22 protein-coding genes and 1 other RNA gene are annotated in these 25,399 nt (G+C 62.1%); 18 read left to right on the top strand and 5 right to left on the bottom strand.

What is annotated here, in order from left to right; all coding sequences use genetic code 11:
- Positions 1-31 precede the first annotated feature (31 nt).
- The 8 genes from VIO10_RS12265 (at position 32) to VIO10_RS12230 (ending at position 9,156) form a co-directional block, all read left to right on the top strand.
- Positions 32-979, top strand: coding sequence for a PhoH family protein (locus VIO10_RS12265; RefSeq protein ID WP_331964454.1), 948 nt, complete (start codon positions 32-34; stop codon positions 977-979).
- A gap of 5 nt (positions 980-984) precedes the next feature.
- Positions 985-1,470, top strand: coding sequence for an rRNA maturation RNase YbeY (gene ybeY, locus VIO10_RS12260; protein ID WP_331964451.1), 486 nt, complete (start codon positions 985-987; stop codon positions 1,468-1,470).
- Positions 1,467-2,021: a hypothetical protein gene (locus tag VIO10_RS12255; RefSeq protein ID WP_331964448.1), complete on the top strand. Its 555-nt coding sequence runs from the start codon at positions 1,467-1,469 to the stop codon at positions 2,019-2,021. Before ybeY ends, VIO10_RS12255 begins: the two co-directional genes overlap by 4 nt.
- Positions 2,022-2,023: 2 nt before the next feature.
- Positions 2,024-3,643: an apolipoprotein N-acyltransferase gene (lnt, locus tag VIO10_RS12250; protein ID WP_331964445.1), complete on the top strand. Its 1,620-nt coding sequence runs from the start codon at positions 2,024-2,026 to the stop codon at positions 3,641-3,643.
- A gap of 70 nt (positions 3,644-3,713) precedes the next feature.
- A protein-coding gene (prfB, locus tag VIO10_RS12245; protein WP_333783813.1) for a peptide chain release factor 2 occupies positions 3,714-4,848 on the top strand; the annotation gives its coding sequence in 2 pieces (ribosomal slippage) (positions 3,714-3,782 and positions 3,784-4,848; 1,134 coding nt in all).
- A 39-nt stretch (positions 4,849-4,887) separates the two neighbouring features.
- Positions 4,888-7,353 (top strand): penicillin acylase family protein, encoded by a 2,466-nt coding sequence (locus tag VIO10_RS12240; RefSeq protein ID WP_331964442.1) that lies wholly within the window; start codon positions 4,888-4,890, stop codon positions 7,351-7,353.
- A gap of 97 nt (positions 7,354-7,450) precedes the next feature.
- The gene (locus tag VIO10_RS12235; RefSeq protein WP_331964439.1) at positions 7,451-8,170 is read left to right on the top strand and encodes a glutathione S-transferase N-terminal domain-containing protein; all 720 of its coding nucleotides are present in this window, start codon (positions 7,451-7,453) and stop codon (positions 8,168-8,170) included.
- 209 nt (positions 8,171-8,379) lie between these two features.
- Entirely contained in the window at positions 8,380-9,156 is a 777-nt protein-coding gene (locus VIO10_RS12230; protein WP_331964436.1) for an adenosylcobinamide-GDP ribazoletransferase, read from the top strand.
- Here the strand turns inward: VIO10_RS12230 and coaE are convergent.
- The 3 genes from coaE to VIO10_RS12215 are packed head-to-tail and all read right to left on the bottom strand — an operon-like array spanning position 9,153 to position 14,018.
- Positions 9,153-9,758 carry a dephospho-CoA kinase gene (coaE, locus tag VIO10_RS12225; protein WP_331964433.1) on the bottom strand — a complete coding sequence of 202 codons (606 nt, stop codon included), beginning with the start codon at positions 9,756-9,758 and terminating at the stop codon, positions 9,153-9,155. The two genes, VIO10_RS12230 and coaE, sit on opposite strands and share 4 nt — an antisense overlap.
- Positions 9,759-9,786: 28 nt before the next feature.
- Positions 9,787-11,565, bottom strand: coding sequence for an ABC transporter ATP-binding protein (locus tag VIO10_RS12220; RefSeq protein ID WP_331964430.1), 1,779 nt, complete (start codon positions 11,563-11,565; stop codon positions 9,787-9,789).
- Positions 11,565-14,018 (bottom strand): glycosyltransferase, encoded by a 2,454-nt coding sequence (locus tag VIO10_RS12215; RefSeq protein WP_331964427.1) that lies wholly within the window; start codon positions 14,016-14,018, stop codon positions 11,565-11,567. The genes VIO10_RS12220 and VIO10_RS12215 overlap by 1 nt, the downstream gene beginning before the upstream one ends.
- Before the next feature lie 165 nt (positions 14,019-14,183).
- On the opposite strand from VIO10_RS12215, the gene VIO10_RS12210 reads away from it, so the two are divergent.
- Complete coding sequence (locus tag VIO10_RS12210; RefSeq protein ID WP_331964424.1) at positions 14,184-15,479, top strand: YhjD/YihY/BrkB family envelope integrity protein; 1,296 nt, start codon at positions 14,184-14,186, stop codon at positions 15,477-15,479.
- Between the two features lie 36 nt (positions 15,480-15,515).
- Positions 15,516-16,400, top strand: a complete 885-nt coding sequence (locus tag VIO10_RS12205) for an alpha/beta hydrolase (protein WP_331964421.1) — start codon at positions 15,516-15,518, stop codon at positions 16,398-16,400.
- Positions 16,401-16,426: 26 nt separating this feature from the next.
- Here VIO10_RS12205 and VIO10_RS12200 read toward each other — a convergent pair whose 3' ends face one another.
- Positions 16,427-17,173 (bottom strand): tRNA1(Val) (adenine(37)-N6)-methyltransferase, encoded by a 747-nt coding sequence (locus tag VIO10_RS12200; RefSeq protein ID WP_331964418.1) that lies wholly within the window; start codon positions 17,171-17,173, stop codon positions 16,427-16,429.
- 227 nt (positions 17,174-17,400) lie between these two features.
- On the opposite strand from VIO10_RS12200, the gene VIO10_RS12195 reads away from it, so the two are divergent.
- From VIO10_RS12195 to VIO10_RS12175, 5 genes are all read left to right on the top strand, one after another.
- Positions 17,401-18,699, top strand: a complete 1,299-nt coding sequence (locus VIO10_RS12195) for a 4Fe-4S binding protein (RefSeq protein WP_331964415.1) — start codon at positions 17,401-17,403, stop codon at positions 18,697-18,699.
- 206 nt (positions 18,700-18,905) lie between these two features.
- On the top strand, positions 18,906-19,328 hold the full coding sequence (locus VIO10_RS12190) for an Hsp20/alpha crystallin family protein (RefSeq protein ID WP_331964412.1): 423 nt from the start codon (positions 18,906-18,908) through the stop codon (positions 19,326-19,328).
- Between the two features lie 140 nt (positions 19,329-19,468).
- The gene (locus VIO10_RS12185; RefSeq protein WP_331964409.1) at positions 19,469-20,029 is read left to right on the top strand and encodes a LemA family protein; all 561 of its coding nucleotides are present in this window, start codon (positions 19,469-19,471) and stop codon (positions 20,027-20,029) included.
- A gap of 28 nt (positions 20,030-20,057) precedes the next feature.
- Positions 20,058-21,083, top strand: a complete 1,026-nt coding sequence (locus tag VIO10_RS12180) for a M48 family metallopeptidase (protein WP_331964406.1) — start codon at positions 20,058-20,060, stop codon at positions 21,081-21,083.
- Between the two features lie 67 nt (positions 21,084-21,150).
- Positions 21,151-22,011, top strand: coding sequence for a nucleotidyltransferase domain-containing protein (locus tag VIO10_RS12175; protein ID WP_331964403.1), 861 nt, complete (start codon positions 21,151-21,153; stop codon positions 22,009-22,011).
- Here VIO10_RS12175 and smpB read toward each other — a convergent pair.
- Complete coding sequence (gene smpB / locus VIO10_RS12170; protein WP_331964400.1) at positions 22,008-22,499, bottom strand: SsrA-binding protein SmpB; 492 nt, start codon at positions 22,497-22,499, stop codon at positions 22,008-22,010. The two genes, VIO10_RS12175 and smpB, sit on opposite strands and share 4 nt — an antisense overlap.
- Positions 22,500-22,633: 134 nt before the next feature.
- Between smpB and ssrA the strand changes: the two genes are divergently transcribed.
- From ssrA to VIO10_RS12155, 3 genes are all read left to right on the top strand, one after another.
- Positions 22,634-22,991: a transfer-messenger RNA gene (gene ssrA, locus VIO10_RS12165) on the top strand.
- 105 nt (positions 22,992-23,096) lie between these two features.
- Positions 23,097-24,137: a tyrosine-type recombinase/integrase gene (locus VIO10_RS12160; protein WP_331964397.1), complete on the top strand. Its 1,041-nt coding sequence runs from the start codon at positions 23,097-23,099 to the stop codon at positions 24,135-24,137.
- 42 nt (positions 24,138-24,179) lie between these two features.
- Positions 24,180-25,295 (top strand): type I restriction endonuclease, encoded by a 1,116-nt coding sequence (locus VIO10_RS12155; RefSeq protein WP_331964394.1) that lies wholly within the window; start codon positions 24,180-24,182, stop codon positions 25,293-25,295.
- Positions 25,296-25,399 lie beyond the last annotated feature (104 nt).

Raw genomic sequence — 25,399 nt, 5'->3', positions numbered from 1 at the left:
CCATTTCGACGATCCCCGCCTGTTCACCGATTTGCTCGGCCAGCACGACGCGCACGTCCGCACCGTCGAGGCGACGCTGGGAGTCCGGATCGGCGTGACCGGAACCTCGCTGAAAATTTCCGGCGCGCACGCCGAGCAGGCGCTCGCGGGCAAGGTGATCGGCGAGATTTACGATCTGCTCAAGCACGGCTACCCGATCTTTCCGAGCGATGTCGAGTATGCGATTCGGATTATTCGCGGCGACCGCAACGCCGAGCTCAAGGATATTTTTCTCGACACGGTTTACATCTCCCCGAACAAGCGCGTCATCTCGCCCAAGAGCATCAACCAGAAACTTTACATCGACTCGATTCGCAGCCACGACATCGTCTTCGGCATCGGTCCCGCCGGCACCGGCAAGACCTACCTTGCGATGGCGATGGCGCTGGCGGCGTTGATGAAGAACCAGGTCACGCGGATGGTGCTGTGCCGGCCGGCGGTCGAAGCGGGCGAGAAGCTGGGCTTCCTGCCGGGCGACCTCGCGGAGAAAGTGAATCCGTACCTGCGGCCGCTCTACGATGCGCTGCATGACATGGTGGATTTCGATCGGGCGCGGCGGATGCTCGAGCGCGGGACGATCGAAGTCGCGCCGCTGGCGTTCATGCGCGGGCGCACGCTCAACGATTCATTCATCATTCTCGATGAGGCGCAAAACACGACCTCCGAGCAAATGAAGATGTTCCTGACGCGGCTCGGCTACAACTCCAAGGCGGTCATCACCGGCGATGTCACGCAAATCGATTTGCCCAGCGGCAAGCTGTCGGGCCTCAAGGAAGCCAGCATCGTGCTCGGCAACACGGCGGGGATTTCCTTCGTGAGGTTCAACGACCGCGACGTGGTGCGGCATCGGCTGGTGCAATCGATCATCAAGGCGTACGAATCGTTCAACGTTGAAGGACCGGCGGCGGCGCCGCAAACTGCCGGTAACCATCGGGATTGAAGCGCGTGGCGGTGGAGTTCCGATGCGCGACGGCGCGCGGACGATGCTACGCGCGCGGGCTTCGCGCCGACGCGGACCGGCTGATGCGCGCGGCGGGGCTTGCGGACTGCGAGCTGTCGCTTACGCTCACAACCGATCGCGCGATCCGCAGGCTGAATCGTGATTTCCGCGCAGTCGATGCGGCCACCGACGTTCTTTCCTTCTCGCAGATTGAACAGGCAGGCGCCGCGCCATTGGAACCACGCAGCGTAAAGAACAGCCCGGGACTTCCGGTCGGAGACGTGGTGATCTCGATCGATACGGCAATCCGCCAGGCGCGCGAGCTTCGCGTGAGCCCCGCGTCGCGATTGCGCCGGCTTCTGATTCACGGATTTCTGCATTTGATCGGTTACGACCACGAACGCTCGGCAGCCGGCGCGCGGCGGATGTTTGCGCGCGAGCGAACGCTGGCGGCGAAGATGGAAGAAAAGGGGGGCGAATTTGCGCGATGAAACGCGAGCCGGTCAGGATTCCTGCGGTCGCGATGCTGACGCATTTCACCCGCGCCTCGACCGCCGCGTCGGCGCTGGACAACCTGGTGGCGATTCTCAAGGACGGCGTCATTCGCGGTGGAAGCCGAATGGTCCGCGGCGCGCGTCCCGCGGTTTGCATGTTCGACGTGCCGATTGCGCAGCTGCGCACGATCCTCGACCGGCGCAATCGTCGCCGTTATGAACCGTTCGGGATCGCGGTGGACAAGCGGTATGCTTTCACGATGGGTGCGCGGCCGGTGATTTACCTGCCATGGCGCGAGGCGGAAAAAATCCTCGCTCCGGAAGAGAGTTGGCGTGTGGTGTCTCTTGAAATCGACAAGGATCCGCCGGTCGATTGGAGCTTCGAGCGCGAATGGCGCGCCGCCGGCGATCTCGCGTTCGAGCCGCCGCTGGCGGCTGCGCTGGTCGAAACCTGGAGGGACGTGGACGAGATTTTTGAGCGCTTCGACGGCCGGCCGCCCTGCGCCGGCGTGATTCCGATTGCCGAGATGTTTGGCTCGCCTGCCTGACGATGTCGTCGAACAATGCAACGCGCGCGGCGCTCGCCGTAGCCAGCGGTCTCGCGCTGGGACTGGCATTCCCGAAGTTCGATTACGGGCTGCTGGCGTGGGTGGCCTTGGTGCCGCTCTTTTACGTGATCGAAGGCGAAAGCATGCGGCGCGTATTCGCGTGGGCATACCTGCAAGGTTTCGCCGCGTACCTCGTATCGCTCTACTGGATTCCGATTCCGCTGCACGACTTCGCCGACGTGCGAATGGAGTTCGCGATCTTTCCGATGCTGCTGCTGGCGGGCATCGTCGCGATCTACGCGGCGGCTGCCATTTGGGCGGGTGAATTCGTCGCGCGGCGGACGCGAATTCCGGCCGTGCTCACGATGCCGGTTGCGTGGACGGCGGTCGAATGGATTCGCACCTACTTCCCGATCGGTTTCCCGTGGAATCTGCTCGGCTACGCGGCTTACCGCAATCTGGAATTGATCCAGTTCGCCGAATTCACCGGCGTTTACGGCGTTTCGGCGCTGATCGTGTTTTTCAACGCCGTGGTGTATGTCGTGATTTTCCACCGCGGCGCCTATCGCTTGCAGACCATCAGCCTGAGCGCGTTGACCGCGATAATGATCGCGCTGGTCGGATTTGGCGCGTGGCGGATGGGCAATCTCAAGGACGCACCGCACGCGGGGAGCTTCAAGGTCGCGATGGTGCAGGGAAATATCCCGCAATCGCTCAAGTGGGATCCGAAGTTCCTGCCCGAGAGCTACAAAGTCTACCAGGACGAAACCGCGGACGCGGCCAGGCGCGGCGCCGACCTGGTCGTCTGGCCCGAGGCAGCGGCGGCGTTCCTGTTCCAGCCCGACGATCAATATCCCGCCGAGCTCGCAGGCGACGCGGCGTACCGCACGGCGCTGCTCACGCTCGCGCGCAATATGGGCGAGCCGATATTGTTTGGGGCGCCGGCGCTGGCGCGTGCGGACGGGCGCCTGGGATTTTACAATCGCGCGTACCTGGTGTCGGCCCAGGGCGAAGTGGCCGCGCATTACGACAAGATCGAGCTGGTGCCGTTCGGCGAGTATGTTCCGGCTCGCTCGATCCTCGGCTACTTCGTCAATCGCGTCGTGCAGGGCTTCGGCGATTTGGTTCCCGGCAAAGAGCAGACACTGTTCAACCTCAAAGGCGCGCGACTGGGAATTTTGATCTGTTACGAGAGTATCTTTCCCGACTTCACCCGGCGCGAGGTGAACCGGGGCGCCGATGTGCTCGTCAACATCACCAACGACGCGTGGTACGGCGAGAGTTCGGCGCCGTACCAGGTGCTCGCAATGGCGGCGATGCGCTCGGTCGAAACCAAGGTCCCGATGGTAAGGGTGGCGAACACGGGAATCAGCGCGCTCATCGAGCCGTCGGGGGAAATCACCGATCGCACGCCGCTGTTCACGCGCGCCGCGGTGATAGTGGACGTGTCGTGGCGGCCGGTGCGGACCGTGTACACGATCGTGGGCGATTTATTTGCGGAGATTTGTTTCGTGCTGACGGCGATCGGATTGATCCTCGCGTGGCGATGGCCGCGCGCGGCAACGCTTGAAGTTGAGCCGGTTCGATCGCGGCGGCTACCGACCGATGGCAGGCCCCATTAATGCGCGCGGCGTTTCGTGACATAATAGCGGCATTGACCGTCCGACGGCGCCGGCGTGAGGTAAATTTTCGATGCTCAGCGACATGAGACAGCAGCTTTCCGAGTTCGACGACCGCGCCGAAAAGCTCGGGAGGCGTCTTTGACGTCCCCGCACTGACTGCCCGCCAGAACCAACTCGTCGAACAATCCGCCAAGCCCGACTTCTGGGATCGGCAGGACACCGCGCAAGCCGCGCTCAAGGAGCAGGAGCAGATTCGCGCTCAGCTGGCGGGCTACAAGATGCTGCGCGACAAGCTGGACGAGGCGCGCGTGTTTCTGCAGATGGCCGAAGAGGAAGGCGCCGACGATTCCGAAGCGGCGCGCGAGACTGCCGCCGCCCTGGAGGCGTCGCGAGCCGAGCTCGAGCGCCAGGAGCTGCGGCTGATGCTTGGCGGCGAGTACGATCGCCTCGGCGCGATCGTTTCGATACATCCCGGCGCCGGCGGCATGGAGGCGCAGGACTGGGCCGAGATGTTGCTGCGCCTTTATCTACGATGGGCCGAGCGGCGCGGCTTCAAAACCGAGATTGCAGACCTGCAACCGGGCGACGGCGCGGGAATCAAGAGCGCAACCGTCACGGTCGAAGGAGACTTCGCGTACGGATATTTGAGGGCCGAGGCCGGGATTCATCGGCTGGTGCGAATCTCGCCGTACGACGCCAATGCGCGGCGCCATACTTCGTTCGCGTCGGTCTTTGTTTTTCCGGCGGTTGACGACAAGGTCGAGATAACGATCAATCCGGCCGACTTGAGAATCGATACGTTCCGCGCATCGGGTGCGGGCGGCCAGCACGTCAACAAGACCGACTCGGCTGTGCGATTCACGCATCTCCCGACCAATATCGTCGTGACCTGCCAGAATGAACGCTCGCAGCACAAGAACCGCGCGATGGCGATGAAGATACTGCGCGCGCGGCTGTTCGAACTCGAGCAGCGCAAGAAAAAAGAAGAGCTCGAGAAGTTCAGCAAGGACAAAAAAGAGATCGCCTGGGGCAGTCAGATCCGTTCGTACGTGCTTCAGCCCTATCAGATGGTCAAGGACCATCGCACCGGCGTCGAGGTCGGCAACACCGGCGCGGTGCTCGACGGCGCGATCGACGAGTTCATCCAGGCCTACCTGATGGGCGTGCGCAAGGGCGACAACGACACCGATTCGATGCCCACCTAGGCTTGCGCGCACCGTCTCCGCCGATCCAGTGTGACCCCGATGACGGAGCATCCAAGCCAGGGTCCCCGGCGCCCTCAGTATCGTTCGCCGCGCGCGCGCAGACGCACGGTGGTCGGACTCGTGGTCGCGTTCATTTTTGTGGCCGTGATGACGGGGTTGTTCTACCAAACGACCCAGAGCGGGCTCGCGCCGGAGTCTGGCGTAGTCCATCTCGGCGGGCTGATTGCGCCGGTCAAGGTGATTCGCGACGCGGCCGGCGTGCCGCATATCTATGCACAGAACCGGCTCGACCTCGCCCGCGCGCTGGGCTACACGCAGGCGCAGGATAGGCTGTTCCAGCTCGAGATGCGCCGGCGGCTGGCCGAGGGCCGTCTGGCCGAAGTGTTTGGCGCCGACCTGGTCGAAAGCGATTATGTCTATCGGCTGTTCGATCCTGAGAAATTCGCACGCGACAGTGTCGCGACCTATCCGCCCAAGATGCGCGCGCAAGTGGACGCGTTCGTCGGCGGAATCAACGCTTATATCGACGGTCATCAGAACAGTCTGGAGCCCGCGTTCCGGCTGCTCGGCATCAAGCCGGCGCATTACACGGCCGAAGATCTCGAAGCCGGCGCGCTGACGATTGCGACGTTGCTCGGTTACAACGCGACCGAGGAATCGGTGTATATCAACCTCGCGCCGAAGGTGGCGCCGAGCGAGATCGCCGCGCTGATGCCGGTGTATCCGTCGCTGCCGCTGGAGGCGCCGCCGCCCGAGACGACCGCGGTGTTCGGCGACGCAAAGTTCTCGGACTATCTCCCATCCGGCTTCGCGCTCGCGCCCGGCTTCGCGCGCATCGGGCATATGGGCATCCCCGCGAGCAACAACTGGGTGGTCGATGGCACCAAGTCGATTTCGGGCAAGCCGATGCTCGCGAGCGACCCGCATCTGCCGCAATCGATCCCGTCGATTTGGTACGAGGCGGTGCTGGTCACTCCCGACGGCTTCACCTCAGGCGCGCTGGCTGCGGGTTCCCCGGCAGTCGCGATCGGCACCAACGGCCATGTCGCGTGGGGCGTGACGAGCGTGTGCGCGGATGTGATGGATCTCAGCCTCGAGCATCTCTCGGCCGACGGCAAAAATTACGAGTTCCAGGGAAAATGGCTTCCGCTGGAGCGGCGCGACGTGACGATTCACGTCAGAGACGCGCGCGACGTGACCCGGACGATCCTCTCGACGCGCCACGGCCCCATAGTCAGCGACGTGCTTGCGCGCGAGGACAACCCGCTGACCGGGGTCAAGCTGCGGGGAAATTACGCGCTCTCCCTGCGATTTGCGGGACTGACTCCCGGGCCGGCGGCGGGGTTTGGCTTCGGGTCGGCCACCGCGCGCACGGGAAAGGAGCTGGTCGAGGCCTATCGCACCTTCACGACGACGCCGCTCAATCTTGTTTGGGGCGATGATTCGGGAAATATCGGATGGCATATCGTTGGCGCGATCCCGAATCGCACCGGCTTCGATGGCAAATACCCGACCGCGGGATTCACCGGAAAGTTCGAATGGAACGGAATGATCCCATTCGACAGTTTGCCGCATACCGAGAATCCGCCCTCGCATTTCATCGTCACTGCGAACAATCGCCTGGCCGACGTACCTTGGAATGGAAGTTGGATCGCGCCGTGGCGCTTCGATCGTATCTCGGATTTGATCCGCGCGCGCGACAAGATGACGGCGGACGATTTCAAGTTGATCCAGCGCGACCGCGTATCGATCTTCGCGCTCAAGCTGCGCGACGCGCTCGTACGGGCCGGTGACGGCGGCGACGAAGACGTGCGATGGGCGCTTGGCGAAATCCGTGGATGGGACGGCGCCATGACGGCGAGCAGCAGGCCGGCTGCGATTGTCGCGGCGACCGAAGTGACGATGGCGCAACGGGTGTTCAAGCCTATTCTCGGCGCCGATTACAAATCGTTCATGCTGATCGAGGACGGCGGAGCATATCCGGCGAGCGAAGACATCATCGTGCGACCGGCAAGTTCGCTGTGGCCGGGCGGCGCCGGCAATGCGAATGCGACGTTGCGCGCGAGTCTGAAGGATTCGCTCGCGCTGCTTGCGCAGAGACTCGGCAACGATCGCGGCAAGTGGCGATGGGGCGCGATGGAGACGATCGAGTTTGCCCATCCGCTGGGCGAGCGCGGCGGCGTGCTCGGATGGTACTTCAACCGCGGGCCGTTCCCGACCGAAGGCGGGCGGCATACGGTGAACAACTCGTGGTTCGATTTGGGTGGTGATGCGCCGGATCAATTCAAGGTCACTCAGATTTCGTCGTACCGGTTCATTACGGACCTTGGCGATCCCGAAGGCGCGCTCGGAATGAATCACAGCGGCGAATCGGATCACCCGGCGTCGCGGCACTACGACGATATGATCGGCCCCTGGAGCCGCGGTGAGTATCATCCGCTCGATCCAGGGTTTGCCCGCGCGCAGTCGTCGGCCGAGGCGGAATTGGATCTGATGCCGCGCTAGGCGCGATTTCATCTTGCGTCGCGCGCCGGACTGATCCAAGTTGCAATATAAAACGGACGCTTCGCTTCGCTTCGGTTAATCGCACAAGGAGTTGCGGATGATCGACCTATATTTCTGGCCAACGCCCAACGGCTACAAGGTAACCTGGATGCTCGAGGAAGTCGGCCTCAAGTACAATGTGATCCCGCTCAATATCGGCGCGGGCGATCAGTTCAAGCCCGAGTTCCTGAAAATCAGCCCGAACAACAAAATGCCCGCGATCACCGATCCCGACGGCCCCGGCGGAAAACCGATTTCGATTTTCGAGTCGGGCGCGATTCTGATGTACCTGGCCGAGAAGACCGGCCAGCTGATGCCGTCGGACACGCGCGGAAAGTACAACGTGATCCAGTGGCTGATGTTTCAGATGGCAAGCGTCGGCCCGATGCTCGGCCAGGCGCATCACTTCCGCCGCTACGCGCCCGAGAAACTCGAGTATGCGATCAACCGTTACACCAACGAAGCCAAGCGCATTTACGCAGTGATCGACAAGCGCCTGGGCGAAGCGAAGTACCTGGCGGGCGATTACTCGATCGCCGATATCGCGACCTACCCGTGGCTGGTGCCGCATTCGATGCAGGGACAGAACCTCGAAGATTTTCCGAACCTGAAGAGATGGTACGACGAGCTGCGCGCGCGGCCGGCGACCCAGCGCGGCTTCGCCGTGATGAGCGAGGTAGTAGAAAGGATGCGCGCGGCGGCAAAGGCGAATCAACCGGCCCATGACAAAAAAACCTGGGAGATACTGTTCGGCGACAAACAGTTCGAGAAGCACTAGGCAGGGCTGAGCCCTGCACCCGGTATTAAGGCCGCGCTCCGTTGTCGCGCGCGGCCACTGCCAACGGCTTAATACGGCGCTGCCGTCGCCACGGCCAGGGGTGACCCGCTGCACCCGGTACTAAGATGAAGATGCGGGACGTCGTCCCTGTTAGAACTGGTTTGGGGGCGAGTGATTAGTCAGATTTCGAATATTCAACCGGGGTCGCGATGGAATCGGCGGGCGATACGAGTCTTCCAAGTGTGCGCGAATTGCTGTTCGAAGCCGTGCTGGCAGCCGCGACGCTGACACTGTGGCCAGTCCTCGACGAAAGATCGCAGGGCACCGCCGCGCAGCGCGTGCGCGCGATGGTCTATTTCCCGATTGTCGGGTTTGTCCTCGGCGCAGTTCTCGCGATTGCCGATCGAACCGCCGGCTTGGTATCCGGACCGGTCGGACGCTCGTTCGTCGTGCTGATAATAGCCGCGGGGCTGTCGCTGGGGCTGGCAAATCGCGCAGTCGCAGACACGGTGGAAGTGCTTCGGCGCGGCACACGGCCGGCCTCGACCGGACTGGCGCGAATCGGACCGGTCGGGGCGATTGCTGCGATCATAGCGTTCGCATTCGAGGTCTGGTGCTTGTCGCGAATCATCGACGACGCGGGACGGGCGGCGGCGATCGTGATGGCGATGATGCTGTCGCGATGGGCGATCATTCCGATCGGCTACGGGCTGAAACCGCTGGAGCATTGGGGTCTCGGCCTCCCGTATGAAGGCGGCATTTCGTTTCGCGAGTTCGCCGTCTCCAGCGCGGTCGCGCTGGGACTCACGATGGGGCTGTATCAAAACCTCGGGCTGGCGGTGATCGTCGCGCTGGCGCTGACCATTCTTGCGATGCGCCTGGTGCTCAGCCGCCGCATGGGCGGGGCCTCGGGTTACATGCTGGCGGGAGGATGTGCGCTGGTTGAAGTCGTTACGTTCGCGGTGCTGGCGGCGCTTCGTGCCTAAGCGTTTCGCTTGAGTGCATCGGACCACACCGATTTCAGCAGGCCGCGCAACTCGTCGAGCGATCCATTGTTGTCGATCACTAAGCTGGCATGTTTCGCGCGTTGCTCGTCGGGCAACTGCGCGCGGATTCGCGCCTCGGTTTCAGCGGGTTTCAGCCCGCGTTGGCGCTCGATTCGGGCGACCACTTGCTCGCGCGAGGCGCGCACCAGCCAGATTTCGTCGAACAGCGGTTGCCAATTTGCCTCGATCAGAATCGCAGCCTCGACCACGATCGGCATCTTGGTACCGCTCGCGCGCAATTCGGCGACGTTGCGGCGGATGCTCTCGAACGTGGCGGGCCATACGATCGACGTCAGCCTGCCCAGTTGCTCGGGATTTCCAAACACGATGGAACCGAGTTGCTTGCGATCGATTGTGCGATCGGGAGCAACAATAGCCGCGCCGAAGGCCGCGACGACTGCGTCGTAGGCGGGACCGCCGGGAGCATAGGTGGTGTGCGCGATTTTGTCGGCGTCGAGAATCGGCGCACCGAATTCGCCGAGGATTTGCGCGACGGTGCTCTTGCCCGAACCGATTCCACCAGTGAGACCAATTGTAAGCATCTATCTTCCCGGCAAATGCGCGGCGCCTTTAGCCGGCGGCTTCGCGGCTCCACGCCTGAATGTTGTAGAGGTAGCTGAAGAAGCCGCCTTGAGCCAGTAACTCGTTGAAGGTTCCCTGCTCGGCAATTACGCCATCGCGCAGCACCAGTATTCGATCGGCGTTCTGAACCGTCGAGAGCCGGTGCGCGATCACCAGCGTGGTCCGGCCGCGCATCGCCTCGCGCACGGCGGCGAGCACCAGCGATTCGGTTTCACTATCCAGCGCGCTGGTCGGTTCATCCATGATTAGAATCGGCGCGTCTTTCAGCAACGCGCGTGCAATCGTGACGCGCTGCGCCTCCCCCTCGGAAAGGCTGTGTCCGCCCTGTCCCAACACTTCGTTCAGGCCGGCCGGCAACTTGGCGAGCACGGGTCCGAGCCGCGCCATTTCGATCGCGCGGAGCACTTTCGCGTCGTCAACCGCCGGCTTCCCGAACGCGACGTTGACGCGCATCGTGTCGCCGAGCACCAGCGGCGGTTGCAGGACCATCGCGATGTTGCCGCGGATCGAATCGAGGGTGAGGTATCGGGTATCGTTGCCGTCAATCTTGATCGCGCCCTGTTGTGGTTCGTAAAAGCGCGCGAGCAGACTGGCCATCGTGGTTTTTCCCGAGCCGCTCGGACCGACGATCGCGATGGTCTCGCCCGGCGCAGCCTTGAAGCTGATCCCCTTGAGCACGGTCCGGCCCGGTTCGTAGCCGAACACGACATTGTCGAATTCGATCTCACCGCGCGAGCGGCCAAGCGTCTGCGCGCCCGCACGGTCCTTGATTTCAGGATCTATTGCGAGCAACTCGAGGCATCGCCTGAGTCCCGCCTTCGCGCCTTCGATCTGTCCGTAGGTTTGGGAAATCTGGTTCACCGGCGCGTAGAGCGAGGCGAGATAAGTCGTGAAAACGATCAGGTCACCGATCGTCAGCCGCCCATCAAGGACGTGCTGCGCGCCGAGGTAAATCACGATCGCCGTGCCGCACGCGATCAACACCCCGACCGCGCCGGCGTAAATCGTTTGCAGGGTGTACAAGCGCAGCGTCGCGTCCAGACTTTCACTGCTCGATTCGACGAACTCGCGGTACGACTCGGCCTCGCGCGTGAAGGCCTGCACGACGTGTATCGCGGCGAGCGCGCTGTGCGCGACGGTGAACAGACGGCTTTCCTTGATTCGCGCGCCACCCGCGATCGCGTCGATTCGACCGCTGATCGACATGATCAGCCCAATCAGGAGCGGTACTATGGCAAGCGCTACGAGCGTCAGCGTCGCGTCCATCCTGATCATCACAACGAACATCCCGCTCAGCAGAATCAGCGACGACAACACCGGGAAGAATCCATTCATGGCGATCGTTTGAATCGAGTAGGTGTCGTAGGTGATGCGCACCATCAAGTCGCCGACTTCGCGCCGGCGATGAAATGACAGCGAAAGGCTCTGCAAATGATCGAACAGGCGCGCGCGCAACTCGTTGACCATCCGCTGGCCGATCGAAACGGTGACGTAATTCGTCATGACGTTGAGCAGGCCGAGCAGCGCGTACAAGGTGACGAGGCTGATGCACGCGGCTGCCAGAAGCTCGCCGCGCGGCATCGGTGGGATCCATTTGCTCACCATCGGCGCGCCGCGCAGCACATTGTCGATTACAATCTTGAGCGGCCACGGCTTGAGCACCTCGGTCGCCGACGCAAGCAGCACGCCGCCGATCGCGATCGCGAGACGGCCCAGATGCGGACGCATCCTGCGAATAACGTGGCTGTAAAGTTCCAGCGTGCGCATCACGTTTCGTCTTCCGAGCGCTTTGCCATTGATATTCCAAGCGATCCGGCTACTTCGGCGGCGCCGGCTTTAATGATCGCGGGGATACGCCGCGCGCGATTGATCGCCAACAGCCCGACTGCGATTGCGGCGCATATTACGCCGGCGATTCCCGCCCGCGCTGAGAATCCCGCGGCCAACAAAATCAGCAGCGTGATCGCCGCGGCGATCAGCCCCCGGCGCGGCGCCAATCGGAGACGCCAGAGCAGCGCGATGCTGCCGTCGCCCTGGAGCAACGCGTTTATCGGCACGCGAATCATCGGCGCAACGATGATCTCGAGATCGTAGGACTGGAAGCCGTCGGTCTCGGCCACTGCGACGCCGCGGCGAACCAGTGCCTCGCGGATGGCAACGAGTATCGTCGCGGAATCGATTCGCAAGGCGCCGGCTGGCATGACGAACTCGACCTGGCCGTTTAATTTAAGCGGGCCGTTGCAATCGCCGCCGGCAGTCGCGGGCTCGAATCGCCATTTGACGCGCTCGCGCGCAAGACTGCGAACGGCAGGACCGAGCAGATTGACGATCCAGAGATAGATTCGCGCCGCCGGGCCGCGATGCGCGCGCGGCAAGGGCGCCGACGCTGCGCCCGCCGCCGCGGCCAGCATTGAGAGCGCGATTCCACCAGCGCCGAGCACGCCCAGCAGCCGATTGACCCCGCCAAGAATCAGAAAAATCAGCGACAACCCGACCCATTGAATGGTCAGTGGCAGGTCGGCGTACGAGTTGCCGGTCGAATAGACGGTTTGAAAGAGGCCGCGGCCGAAAGCGCCGTAATAGACGCGCGCGCCGCCGAACATCGAGCCGATCCATGACGGCCCCGCGTAGATCCCGTCCTGGTCTGCAATCCGGAGCGGATATTTGCGCAGCAGCAAGCCCTCGCCGGCGCCGTAGCCGCGTTGCTGGCGCAGGTAGGCAGCGAGCGTCGCGCGCCGCTCGTGAATCACGATCGCTCCAGGAGCATACGCGAGCGTTTCAGCCGACGCCGCAAGGCGCCAGGAAAGATCCACGTCGTCGCCGGCGGTGGTAAACATCGGATCGAAGCCGCCGGCCTTCAGCAGCGCGGCTTTGGTAATTGCCATGTTGCATCCGCACAGTTGTGCGAGGCGATCGTCGCCGGCACGCACCTCGCGCGGCAGTCCGGGCGCGGCAGCCATCGCCGCGGCGCGGGCAGATCCGGGAGCGGGGGCGAAATTCGGGCCGGCCGCCGCCGCCGCCGCGCGGCGCTCGATCGTCTCGACCAGATGATACAGCCAGTCGCGATCGGCACGCGCGTCGGCGTCGATGAACGCGACGACTTTGCCGGCAGCGGCGCCGGCGCCGGCGTTGCGCGCGGCGGCCAGACCATTGTGCTCGACGCGAATCGCGCGGACTCCGGATCGGCTGGCGATTTCAGAAGTCGAATCGGTCGATCCGTCGTCGATGACGATGGTTTCGTAGTCCGGATAGTTGAGCTCGCGAATCGAGGAGAGACATTCGCCAAGCGTCGATGCCGCGTTGTAGGCGGCCACCACCACGGTCGCTTTGGGAGCGGCCGCCAGCGGAGGCGGCAGATTGTCGCCGAAGACCTTGGCGACCGCATCGAAGGCGAGTTTGGGCGAGCGATCGCGGCGGGTCAGTCCAAATGCCCAGTCGGTGATCTCGGCTCCGCCGGTGTGCCATTCGTCGGTGAACGCGAACACGATGAAGCCGGACAATCCCAGTTCGAATGCCGCACGGCACTGCCATGAAAGGAGTTTGGCCTGGTGTTGCTCGCCTTCGCGAACCGTGTCCATGCCGGTTTCGCTGAGCACCAGCGGTAACTCGCCGGTTTGTCCCATCAGATGGGTCAGGTAACGGCGGAAGTCTTCCTCGCGATGCAGATACACATTGAACGAAATGAAATCGAGAAAACTCAGATCAAGATATTCGGCGGACGGATAGTTCGAGTAGGTGAACAGCGCGCCGGGATCGATCTGTTTTCCGAGGTCACGGAGTTCGGCGAGAAAGCGGCTGACGGCGCGCGGCCCGTGCCAGCGCACGATATCCGATCGAATCTCGTTGCCGATGCTGTAGGCTGCGATGGTCTCGCCAAATTGGCGCGTCTTGAGAACCGTCTGGCGGATCGCGTCGCGGATTTCGCGCATCATGTCGCGTGAATCCAGAAACGCCATGTGAAACGGCCACGGGATGCCGAGCATCATGCGCAGTCCGGCCTTCTGCGCCTCCTCGACCATCCACGGCGGCGGTGGAACGTAGAGACGAATCAGATTGGCGCCCAGCCGGCTCATCAGGGCGAAGTCGGCGGCCACGCGCTCGGGCTCGGGATACCTTTCGCCGCGGGAATTCGCCGCAAACGGCCCGTACGAAACGCCGCGAAGGTAGAATTTTTCCGCCCCGTCGAGAAGGTATTTTCCGTGCGCTGCCAGCCGAGCCATGAACGATGAGCTAATCGCAAAGCGCATGGGCGCGCAACGCGCCGCGCGGCCGTGCGCTTGACATCGCGCAAGTCATGCCCTGACAATCGATTCGTGAAGGGCAAATCGGAGGCGGCGCGACCGTGCGGTGGGAATCGCGGGCCGGTATCGCAGCTGTAATCTGACGTGGCGCGACGCACACCCGGCTGGCTCGAGAGCAAGACTCTGGACCTCAAAACCAGGGCATCGCGGCACACAACCGCGCTTCGCGTCTGGCACACCCTGAACCACGCGGTCGAAGGATTCATCAGCAACAACGATCTGCTGCGCGCGTCCGCGCTGACTTTCACGGTCGCGCTATCGATCGTGCCGATTCTTGCGCTCGCATTTTCCGCGGTTAAAGGATTCGGCGGCGCGCAGCGATTGCGTCCGCTGGTCGAGCAATACCTGGGACTCGGCCCATCGTCGTCGCAGCTGATGGGCTACGTTGAGAACGTGAATGCGGCCGCGCTGGGTTCGGCGGGTGGCGCGTTCCTGCTCATCACGGTTATTTCCACGATGGGCACGGTCGAGCAGGCGCTCAACACAATCTTCAACGTGCCGCAGAGCCGCAGTTATTTTCGCAAGTTCTCCGACTATTTGAGCGTGCTGTTCACGGTGCCGTTCCTGATCGTGGCGGCGCTCGGCGTGACCGCGGTTTTCTCGGTGCGGATTTCCCACTTTCCATTTATCACCCAGCTATTGCCGTACTTGTTCGTGTGGGCCGGATTCTTTTTCCTGTTCGTCTTTTTTCCCTACACCAAAGTCAAATATGTTCCCGCGCTGATCGGCTCGTTTGTCACCGCGGTGTTGTTTCAGCTCGCGCAGTGGGGATACGTGCGCTTCCAGGTGGGTGTCGCCAACTATCGGGCAATCTACGGCGCGATGGCGACGCTGCCGATTTTCCTGGTCTGGATCTATATCGCGTGGTCGGTGATTCTGTTCGGTGCGGAACTGACCGCCGCGGTGCAGCGCGGTGACCTGCCGCCGATGCTGGGGCCAATGTCGCCGGATTTTCTGTATTCAGCGACGATGCACATCCTGATCCGGCTGGCGGATCGCGCCTATCACGGCGGTGACGAAGTCACGTCGTGGACGCTCGCCCGCGAACTCTTCGTGTCGCAAGCCGCAATTATCCCGATTCTCGACGGGCTCAAGGCCGGCGGCTTTGTAATCGAGGCTGATTCGAGCGCCGGTCCGCTGAATCAGGGGCTGTTTCTCGCGCGCCAGGCTTCGACGATCGTCCTGGCGGACGCGCTCAAATCCGTCGAGTTCGATCACGGCGCCAGCGGCGGCGATCCGCGCGTTGACCGCGTGCTGGCGAAGATGGGCGCTCTGCGCAACGACCTGTTCAAGACGATTACACTCGAAAACATCCGCTCTCCCGAAGCCAAAGCTGTCGATCGGGAGTCGGCGGCGATCGAGAACAAAGCCAACCGCTGAATCCGTCCCGAGCGTAGTTCCTCGCAACACTGAGACATGGAAAAAATCGATCCCCAAAGCAGCAGCTCGAAATTCAGTGAACCGGCGTCGAGCTTCGTGAACGTCAACGGCATCCGGATGCATACGCTGGATTGGGGCGGCGACGGCACGCCAATCGTGATTCTGCACGCGACCGGATTTCTCGGCCGCATCTACCGGCCGCTCGCAGAGCGGCTGCGCGCGATCGGCCACGTGTACAGTTACGATCAGCGCGGCCACGGCGACAGTTCGGCGCCAGCCGGCGGCGACTATAACTGGGACTCGACGATGCGGGACCTCGAAGGGTTTATAACTGCCATGGGATGGGCTGGCGTCCGGGCGGTCGGCCATTCCGCCGGCGCGACGGCGATCGGCTCGCTTGCTTGCGAGCGCCCGGACCTGATCTCACGCGCGGTCCTGGTCGAGCCGGTAATCTTCGAGTCGGTGACTGCGCCGGAACTCGGATGGCGCGATCCGTTCGTCAAGCGGACGCTGAAGCGCAGGCGCATTTTCGACAGCGTCGAGGCGATGTACTCGAGCTTCGACACCAAGCCGCCGTATAGCACCTGGCAGAAGGATATTCTCCGCGACTATTGCCGGTTCGGTACGCGTCCGGCGAGCGACGGCAGGCGCGAACTCAAATGCGCGCCCGAGATCGAGGCAAAATTCTACGAGACGTCGCGCGATTTCGACGGACTCGGGCGAATTCTCCGCTGCACGGCGCCGCTGTTGATAATGTTCGGCGCGCGCGACGATTCGCTCGGCGCGGCGCTATCGGGAAAAGTCGCCAAGCAGCTCAAGCACGGGCGCGTGATCGATGTGGCCGGCGCGGGCCATTTTATGCCGATGGAAATGCCCGGCTACGTCGCGGATCAAGCGAGCGAATTCCTCACGTCTGAGTAATAGTACAATTTCGAATATACTATTGCTCAGCCGGCCGAACTGAGTATTGCGCGCGCTTCGCTGGTGTATATCCCCGGACGTTCGTAGAGAATCAGCGGCGGCTCGATAGTTACTTCGATTCCGCCGCCGGCGCGGGCCTCGATCAGCATCACCGATGCCGCCGTCGCAATCCGCGGATGAACGAAACGGATACGCTTGGGCTCGAGCTGCTTCGAGCGCATCGCGGAAATCAGCTCGGCGCTTCTGCGTGCGGTGAAGACAAACGCAACCCGCGCGCCGCGGCGTGCGTAGCGGTGCGCCGCCGCGACGAAATCCATCAGCACCGCGGCGCTTTCGCCGCGTGCAATGCGGCGGCCGCGGTCGGGATTCTCGCGGCCGGCCGCCGCCGCGCGATAGGGAGGATTCGCGACCACCAGGTCGAAACTTGCAGGCTCGACTCCCGCGATTCTTCTCTGCCGAAGGTCGGCACAAATTGCATTCACCGACTCGAGCCCGTTGATCGCTGCGCTACGGGCGATCATGCCCGCCAGCGGCGGCTGGATCTCGATCGCCACGACTTCGCGCGGTCGATAGAGGGCGGCCATCATGATCGATACGACGCCGCATCCCGCCCCCAACTCGAGCACTCGCTCGGGCGTACTCGCGCGCGCGAAGCGGCCGAGCAAAATCGCCTCGACCGAGAAGCGGTAGCCATGCCTGGGCTGGATCAGCGTGATACGCCCGTCCAGGATCGTGTCGCGAGTTTCGTTTTCGTTGCTTGAATTCGCCGTCATGAATACCGCCGAAGAAGGAGAGCTTTAAGATGACCGGGCGATTCGCGCAAGAGATTACGACCGTCTCGAAGACCGCCAAACTCACCCCTCCCGGCGCCGCTGGAAACACCGTGGACCAAAACCGGCTAAAACCTTGTAGCGCGAGACCATTGGGTCTATACGGCGAGTTGGAATCGGAGCGTCAAAACGGAAATCCCGGTTTAACGGGGGAGGTTCGGATGGGGCACTTGGGCCATCTTAAGCAGGAGTACCGCGCGTTCGTGCGCCGCCTGGAGGCTACCCAGGGGGCGCTTCCGGAGCCGCGCGACCCGCGCGCTTGGAATGGCTGGAAGGAAATCCTTGAGATCCTGTACAGCCCCGAGGAGGCCGACCTCGCCTCGCGGCTGCCGGTCGCGCCCACCGGGCTTGACGGGATTGCCGAGCGTCTCAACCTCGACCCCCAGGCGCTCAAGCCGCGCCTGGATGCGCTCTGCGACCGTGGCGTGGTGCTCGACCTCGTCCATCCCGAAACCGCGGAGACCAAGTACGTGCTGGCGCCGCCGATGGCCGGGTTCTTCGAGTTTTCGATGATGCGCACGCAGGACTCGATCCCGAAAAAGCGCATGGCCGAGGCGCTCGACGCCTACATCCACGGCGATGACACGTTTGTGCGCGAGGTCTTTGGCGAAGAGACCGTAATCGGGCGCGCGCTGGTCCACGAGTCGGGTCTCGCTGACGACGTCCCCGAGGTGCTGGACTATGAGCGCGCGACCGCGATCGTCTCCGACGCAAAATCCCGCTCCGTGTCGCTCTGCTACTGCCGCCACAAGGCCGGGCACCTCGGCAAAGCCTGCGATGCGCCGCAGGAGACGTGCATGTCGCTCAACGCCGGCGCGGACTTCGTCATCCGCCGCAAGTTCGGCCGCTCCGTCGAGCGCTCGGAGGCGCTCGAGCTCCTCGCCGCCGGGCGCGCCCGTGGCCTGGTCCATATCGCCGACAACGTCCGCCAGGAGCCGACCTACATCTGCAGCTGCTGCGCATGCTGCTGCACCCAGCTTCAGTCGATCAATCGCTACGATCTGCAGGGGGTAAACCCCAGCGGCTTCAAGCCGCACTCCGATCCCCACAAGTGCGCCGGATGCGCGCGCTGCGCGCGGGCCTGCCCGGTCGGTGCGATCACGATGCGTCCCGAGCGCAGCCAGGCGCGGCGCACCAACGAGCTGCACCCGCTGATCGACGAAGATCGCTGTATCGGCTGCGGTCTGTGCGCCGACGCGTGCCGCAAGCGTGCGATGCGCATGCGGCGCGATGGGAAGCGCCCTTACATCCCACAGGACACGCTTGAGCGCACGCTGCGCATGGTGATCGAGCGCGGCCGGCTCGCGCAGCTCCTCTTTGACGAGGGGGCCGGGCGCGGCGCGCATTTCCTCAACGCGGTCTTCCGCACGCTTCTCGCGCTGCCGCCGGCGCAGCGGATGCTGGCCCGAGAGCAGGTCCGTTCGCGTTTCATTCGCGCGGCGCTGGCCCGCAGCCGAGACCTGTCGTAGCCGAGAATTAGTCCGAACATATTGATGATGCGGTCCGCCGGGCGGCGGCGCCGCGGCGATTGGCCTTGACGGGTGCGAGTTCGTACTTACCTTGAAATCGTGGGACGCAAGGCGCTTCGAGCGAAAGACGCATACAGCTTTCGCCGCGCCGGGCGTCCCGAGATAAAAAATCACACCGGAGAAATTTACCGGCAGGAGGCTTTCGCATGGAAGTGCTGATGACGAACGGTCTGACCCCCAACGATTCTCTTCTGCGCCGCTGGAACGTGCTCTGGAACGAGCTCGAACCCGCGCGCAAGGCGGCGCCGGCGGCGGACGTGGTCGAAGATCCTGACAGCTATCATTTCTACTTCGAGATGGCCGGCATCGCGAGCGAATCGGTCGATGTTCGCGTCGAGGACGGAGATCTAATCGTCGAGGCCGAGCGCAAACAGCCCGAGTGGTCGAAGGACGCCGAAGTCCATCTGTCCGAGCGCGCGTACGGCACGATGCGCCGCGCGTTCACGATGCCTGACGACGCCAGCCACGACGGAATCAAGGCGGCCTACAAGGACGGCGTGCTCGAAGTGACGGTGCCAAAGCGGCCCGAGAGCAAACCGTTCAAGATCAAAGTCGAGTTCGAGAACTAGCAGGCGCAGTGGGCGCTTCGAGCCACGGCCAGGTAAGCTTTAGCGCCAGGCGCCGGCGGTCGGAATGATCGATACTGCCGGCGCCGTGGGCGCAGCCGACGAAGCCACCTCGGGCTGACCTCTCAACGGAGGAATCGCAGATGGTGTTTTTGTTTATCGTAGTGGCTATCGTCGCGTGGGTAGTCTTTGCTTACAATCGATTAGTCAGTCTGCGCAACCAGGTAGATAATTCGTGGCGGCAGATCGATGTACAACTGAAACGCCGCCATGATCTAATTCCAAATCTCATCGAAGCCGTCAAAGGCTATATGCAGTTCGAGCGCGACACCCTTACGCAGGTCGTCGAGGCGCGCGCCAAGGCCGTCAGCGCGCCGGACCAGGCCTCGCGCATGGCGGCAGAGACCCAGATCACTACCGGGCTGGGCAAACTGATGGCCGTGATGGAGAACTATCCGCAGTTGAAGGCCGACGAGAACGTGCTCAAACTGCAGGAAGAGCTGACGACCACGGAAAATCAAATCGCGTTCGCGCGACAGGCATACAACGACGTCGTGCTCGCTCTCAACACGCGCATCCAAATCTTCCCGACCAATCTCATCGCCAGCAATTTCGGGTTCAAGGCCGCGGAATATTTCAAAGGCGCTCCGGAAGAACAGGCGGTTCCCAAGGTTGACCTTTCGATGACCACGCCGCGCGCCTGAGCACACGCGTCGCGGGCGGGCATGCTCGATGGCATCAAGCAATTTCAGGGGTCTCGAAGCGACCAATCGCCGCGAGACTGCGGTGCTGGTCGTCGCGTTCATGCTGCTGTTCGGCGCGATCGGGCTTGGCCTCGATTTTGCGGCGCGCGATATTGCGATCATCGACGGACACCTGATCGGCTTCCCGGTACTGACGATCGCCGCCCTGGTCTTCGCCGGCATCCAATCGATCGTGTCATATTACAGCGGCGCGTCGTTGGTGCTGCTCTCGGTTCACGCACGCCCGCTCACGCCCGATACGCCGAAACATCAGATGGTGCTCGACGTGATCAACGAAATGGCGACCGCGGCGCGGATGCCCGTGCCCAAGCCGTATCTCATGGATGATCCGTCGCCGAATGCGTTCGCGACGGGACGCGACTTGGCCCATTCGGTGATTTGCGTCACCCAGGGTCTGGTCGATCAGATGGACCGGGAAGAGTTGCAGGGAGTGATCGGGCATGAGATGTCGCACGTTGCCGACTACGACATCCGCACGATGATGATGATCGCGGTGATGGTCGGTGGAATCGCGATGCTCTCGGATTTCGTGTACCGCTGGATGTTCTTCGGCGGATTCGGCGCGCGCGGCAGGAGCAGTTCCGATCGCGACAATCAGGCGGCGGTGCTGATCACGGTTGCGGTGATTGTCCTGGCGGCGGTGGCGCCGATCTTTTCGCAGTTGCTTGCGATGGCGGTGTCGAGGCAGCGCGAATATCTTGCGGATGCGTCGTCGGTTGAGTTCACGCGCAACCCGCGTGCGCTGCTGCGCGCGCTGGAGCACATCGCGAAAATCGAGTCGCCGCTGAAACGAGGCACCGCCGGCACCGCGCATCTGTTTATCGTCAACCCCCGCGAGGGCATCCGCGAAGACAGCGAAGGATTCTTTGCCAACCTGTTTTCGACGCATCCTCCCCTTGGCCGGCGCATCGCAAGACTGCAGGCTTTGCTGGGTGCGGCTGGCGCGACCACACTCGGCGCGCAGGCCGGCGCTGATACGTCAGCCGGCAGTTAGAACTGAGATCGAGACCGCGTTGGCGCTTGTCGTTGCTCCAGTTGGACGTGCGACTTAAGCTCGGCGGGTGGCTGGTCAGCGCGAAATCGAAGAAATACTCAGCCTGGTCGCGGGCCGCGTCGCGAAGATCGACGGCGTAGCAGCGATCGTGCTTGGCGGATCACGCGCGCGCGGTAACGCCGACGAACGATCGGATATCGATCTCGGAATCTATTACGACGGCGCCCATCCATTCTCGACTGCGGCTCTGGGAGCGGCTGCACACGAACTGGACGATCGTCATCTTGATGGATTGGTGACTTCGTTCGGCCAATGGGGGCCGGGGGTGAACGGCGGCGGATGGCTCGAGATTCGCGGCCGTCGCGTCGATTTCATTTACCGTGAAATTGGCGCGGTGCGCGAGGCGATCGAGGACTGCATCGCCGGACGCCCCCGCAGCGTCTATCAGCTTGGTCATCCGCTCGGATTTCATTTGCAAATTTACGCGGGCGAAGTTCATGTATGCCGTCCGCTGTTTGATCCGGCGGGCGCGATCGCCGAACTCAAGTCCCTGGTATGCGAATATCCTAAAAAATTTCGGGCCGCTGCAATAGCCAAGCATCTCTTTGACGCGGAATTCGAAATTTCAATCGCCGCGAAGCCGGCCGAGCGCGCGGACGTGATGTACGTCGCGGGATGCCTGTTTCGCGCGGCGGGCTTCATGACGCTGGTGCTCTACGCGCTGAATCGCAGATTTTTTCTCAATGAGAAAGGCGCGTTCGCGGAGTCGCATCGATTCGCGATCAAACCGGCGCGATTTCACGATACCGCCGCGAGCGTGCTGGGCAGCATCGGCTCTACCGCGGCGGAACTATCGGCGAGCGTCGATAGCTTCCAGAGCCTGGTTGCGGAATTGAGTCAACTCGCGACGAGCCCGGAGGCGCGCTAGCGGTTGCGTCCTTTCAGGGCGCGCTCGATTTCACGCTCGGAGGTCTTGCGCGCGATCGCGTCGCGCTTGTCGTAGGAGTGCTTGCCCTTGGCGAGCCCCAGTTCAACCTTGGCCCGGCCGTTTTTGAAATAAAGTTTCAGCGGGACGATCGAATAGCCCTTCTCGCGCACGCGGCCCCACAGGCGATCGATCTCGCGGCGATGCATCAGGAGTTTTCGCGCGCGCGTCTCCTTGTGGCTGAATTGGCCCGCCGGAGCGTAGGCGCCGATATGGACGCTCTCGAGGAACGCTTCGCCGTTTTTTATGCGCGCGTAACTGTCGCGCAGATTTGCGCGATGCGCCCGCAGCGACTTGACCTCCGTGCCGGTGAGTGCGAGGCCGGCCTCGAGCGTCTCCTCGATGAAGAAATCATGCCGCGCCTTGCGGTTATCGGCGACCAGATCGAATCCGTCGCTCGACGGTTTGCCATTGCGGGTGTCGCGTGCCATCGCAGGGCGAGTTTATCCGCAGGCGGCGGCGCAGATAAGGGGGGTTGAGGGCAGGTTGCGAACGCGGCGATTGAGCCTTAGATTGAATGATGTAACCGTTTCGACTGGCCTCATATCGAAAACCCACGGTCCGTGGGGGCGAACTGGATTCGACGAAGACAATATGGCCATGGTCGCACGCCGGGTGCTGTCGACCCGTAAAACTGGCAGACTGCGAAATTTACCCGCAGACAATAACGGTTACGCTCTGGCGGCCTAAGGGCCGCTAGCGTCCCGCCGCTGCTCGCCCATGGCAGCGGGTCGGGGCGTCATTTAGTGGGCTAGGGAACCGCAGTTCACCGGCTGGGCGGCGTCCCGAAAATTCAGCCGGCTGGCGTCAGCAAAGCCCGTCTGTGGGCGTTTCGGACGCGAGCTAAAATTCGCAGACTAAGCGTGTAGTGGCCGTCGCCGGAAGGCCTTCGGACGGGGGTTCAATTCCCCCCGCCTCCACCAGCTAACTAGCTGATTTTATTACGTTTTCGGATGATGCCGAAAGCGCGTGCCAATGGCGTGCCTTTCTGCTAAGCTCGCCGCATGCTGAATTTGTGGCGACGGCACTTGGCGCGGTGCAAGCACTCCACGCGGAAGCATAACAAATGCTCGTGCCCGATCTGGGTTCAGGGAACGCTCCACGGCCAGTGGATGAAGAAGTCCCTGGGGATCCGAAATTGGGAATCGGCGCAAAAAATCGTGCGGGATTGGGAGGCCCGGATTGAGGGCGGCAGTGTTTCGGTTGTCGAAGCGTTCGTGCAATTCATTACGGATGCCGAGGCGCGGCACCTGAAACTCGAGACTCTCGGGAAATACCGGCTTTTGGAACGCGAGATGAAGGCGCAATTCGGACCGCGGCCGGTCGATGCGATTTCCCTGAGCGACCTCTCGGAATATCGGCAGACGTGGAAATTGGCCGGAATTTCATCCCGGAAGAAGATCGAGCGGCTCCGGGCGTTCTTCCGATTTTGTCAGGAGCGCGGGTGGACCGAAAAGAATCCGGCGACGCTTTTGAAGCCGCCCCGATTGGTGTTCAGCCCGACGCTTCCGGTTGAGGATGCGGATTTTCAAAAGCTGATCGCGGCTTGTGAGAAATTCCCGAAAAAAGGGGTCTATGGGGCGAGGACGGGAGAGCGGATTAAAGCATTTCTTCTCGTGCTTCGATATTCGGGTCTGCGGATTCGCGATTGCGTGATGCTCACCCGCAAGAAAATCCAGGGCGATAAGCTGTTCCTCTATTCACAGAAAACGAATGTGCCGGTGTGGTTGCCGTTGCCGGAATTTGTCTTGGCAGCGATCGCGGGATGCGGAAATGGCGAATACTATTTTTGGTCCGGTATCGGGAATCCGAAGTCGGGCGTGGCCGATTGGCAGCGGTCTTTGGCGCGGCTCGGAAAACTCGCCGGCGTGAAGTTTCACGCGCATCAGCTTCGCGACAGTTTCGCGATTGGACTCCTCACAAATGGGGTGTCGTTGGAAACGGTATCGGTGCTTTTGGGAAATTCACTCAAGGTCTGCGAGCGGCACTATAACCCGTGGGTCAAGGTACGGCAGGAGAGATTGGAAGAAGTGGTGCGGCGGACGTTTTCCGATGTGCAGCGGCTGTGATAGATAGTCGGGCCAAACACTTTTCGCTTTGGAACTAGCCGAATGCCTCTGACCGAGCAGTCTTATCGACAATATTCTGAGCAAGACACGGCCGACAAACTGATCCTGCCTTATTTGCACAACCATAAAGGTTTTCCCTCACCAGATACGCTCGATTACCAGGCGCAGCACACAGTGCCTGTTGGAGAAGGCGAGCAGGGCCGTTATGACGGGCTTTATCTCTCTGAAGGCTATCCATACGCCGTGCTAGAAGCCAAGCGTTATTCGCACGACCTCACCGAGGAAGATGTAAACCAGGCTCGAAGCTACGCTGTCAGTGATTTCTTCGAAACCCCTGTCTCGTTCATCGTTATCTCCAATGGACGAGAGCGCCGCTTTCTCAGAAAAACCGAAACTATCGACGTTCAGGACGGGCGCCTGAAGTATGCTCCGATACCGGAATGCACGTGGAACGCTGTAACAGCCGAACCGCCGGGCGCCATTCGAACATCACTTGATGCGGCCGCACTTGTGCAGATCCTGATCGATTTCAAAAATCAGACCGTTTCAGATTTAACAGCCGTATTCCTGGATTCGGCTTCAGGGAACTACGATCCCTCTCGTGCGCCCAGTCTGGCGCCTTACCTAATCAGAATCATTGAGGAACGAAAACGGTTTATCGGCGGTACCGGTTCAGACCAAAAGAAACAAACCCGCATTGCTCTTCAAGCGATCTCGCTGCACTTCACGACGAAGATTCTGTTCATCAAGGTGATCGAAGATTTATCTGCCGGGTCTGGAACACCCAGAATCATCCATACGCTCTTCCCTCGACCCGAATATGACCTCCTTGGAGGACTATTCGGCTTCAAGGTATTGAACGCATTGAATCGCCGCGGTGCGACCGCTGCTCTGAGGACCTTCGCACGGTCGCGAAAATTCTATCGCGGGCTATCTCAAGATCTTGCCGCAGTTACCTGGCAGGACATATTTCGCTATGGGTTCGCGTTTCACGCCGGGCAGTATGGACAACTGTTCCGCGCAGACAACTATGACCACTTTCTTCCGGCCGAAAGCAGTCTCGCTCAAATCCGCGACCGGTTGATCAAAATAGATATAAGGTCCGCGCTCATTTACGGCGACTGGCCTGCTCCCCAATTTCCCGCCAATCATAAGTAGAGTCCGCCGGTTTTTTCGCCCTCCTCGGGCGGTTGCGTTTCCCGTCTTTTTAACGCTGCGAACTCGGCTGGCGTCAAGGCGCCGAGACTGCCGTGCGGTCGCAT

The sequence above is a fragment of the Candidatus Binatus sp. genome, from assembly GCF_036567905.1.
Lineage (GTDB): Bacteria > Desulfobacterota > Binatia > Binatales > Binataceae > Binatus.
This window is presented reverse-complemented; position numbering and strand designations above follow the sequence as displayed.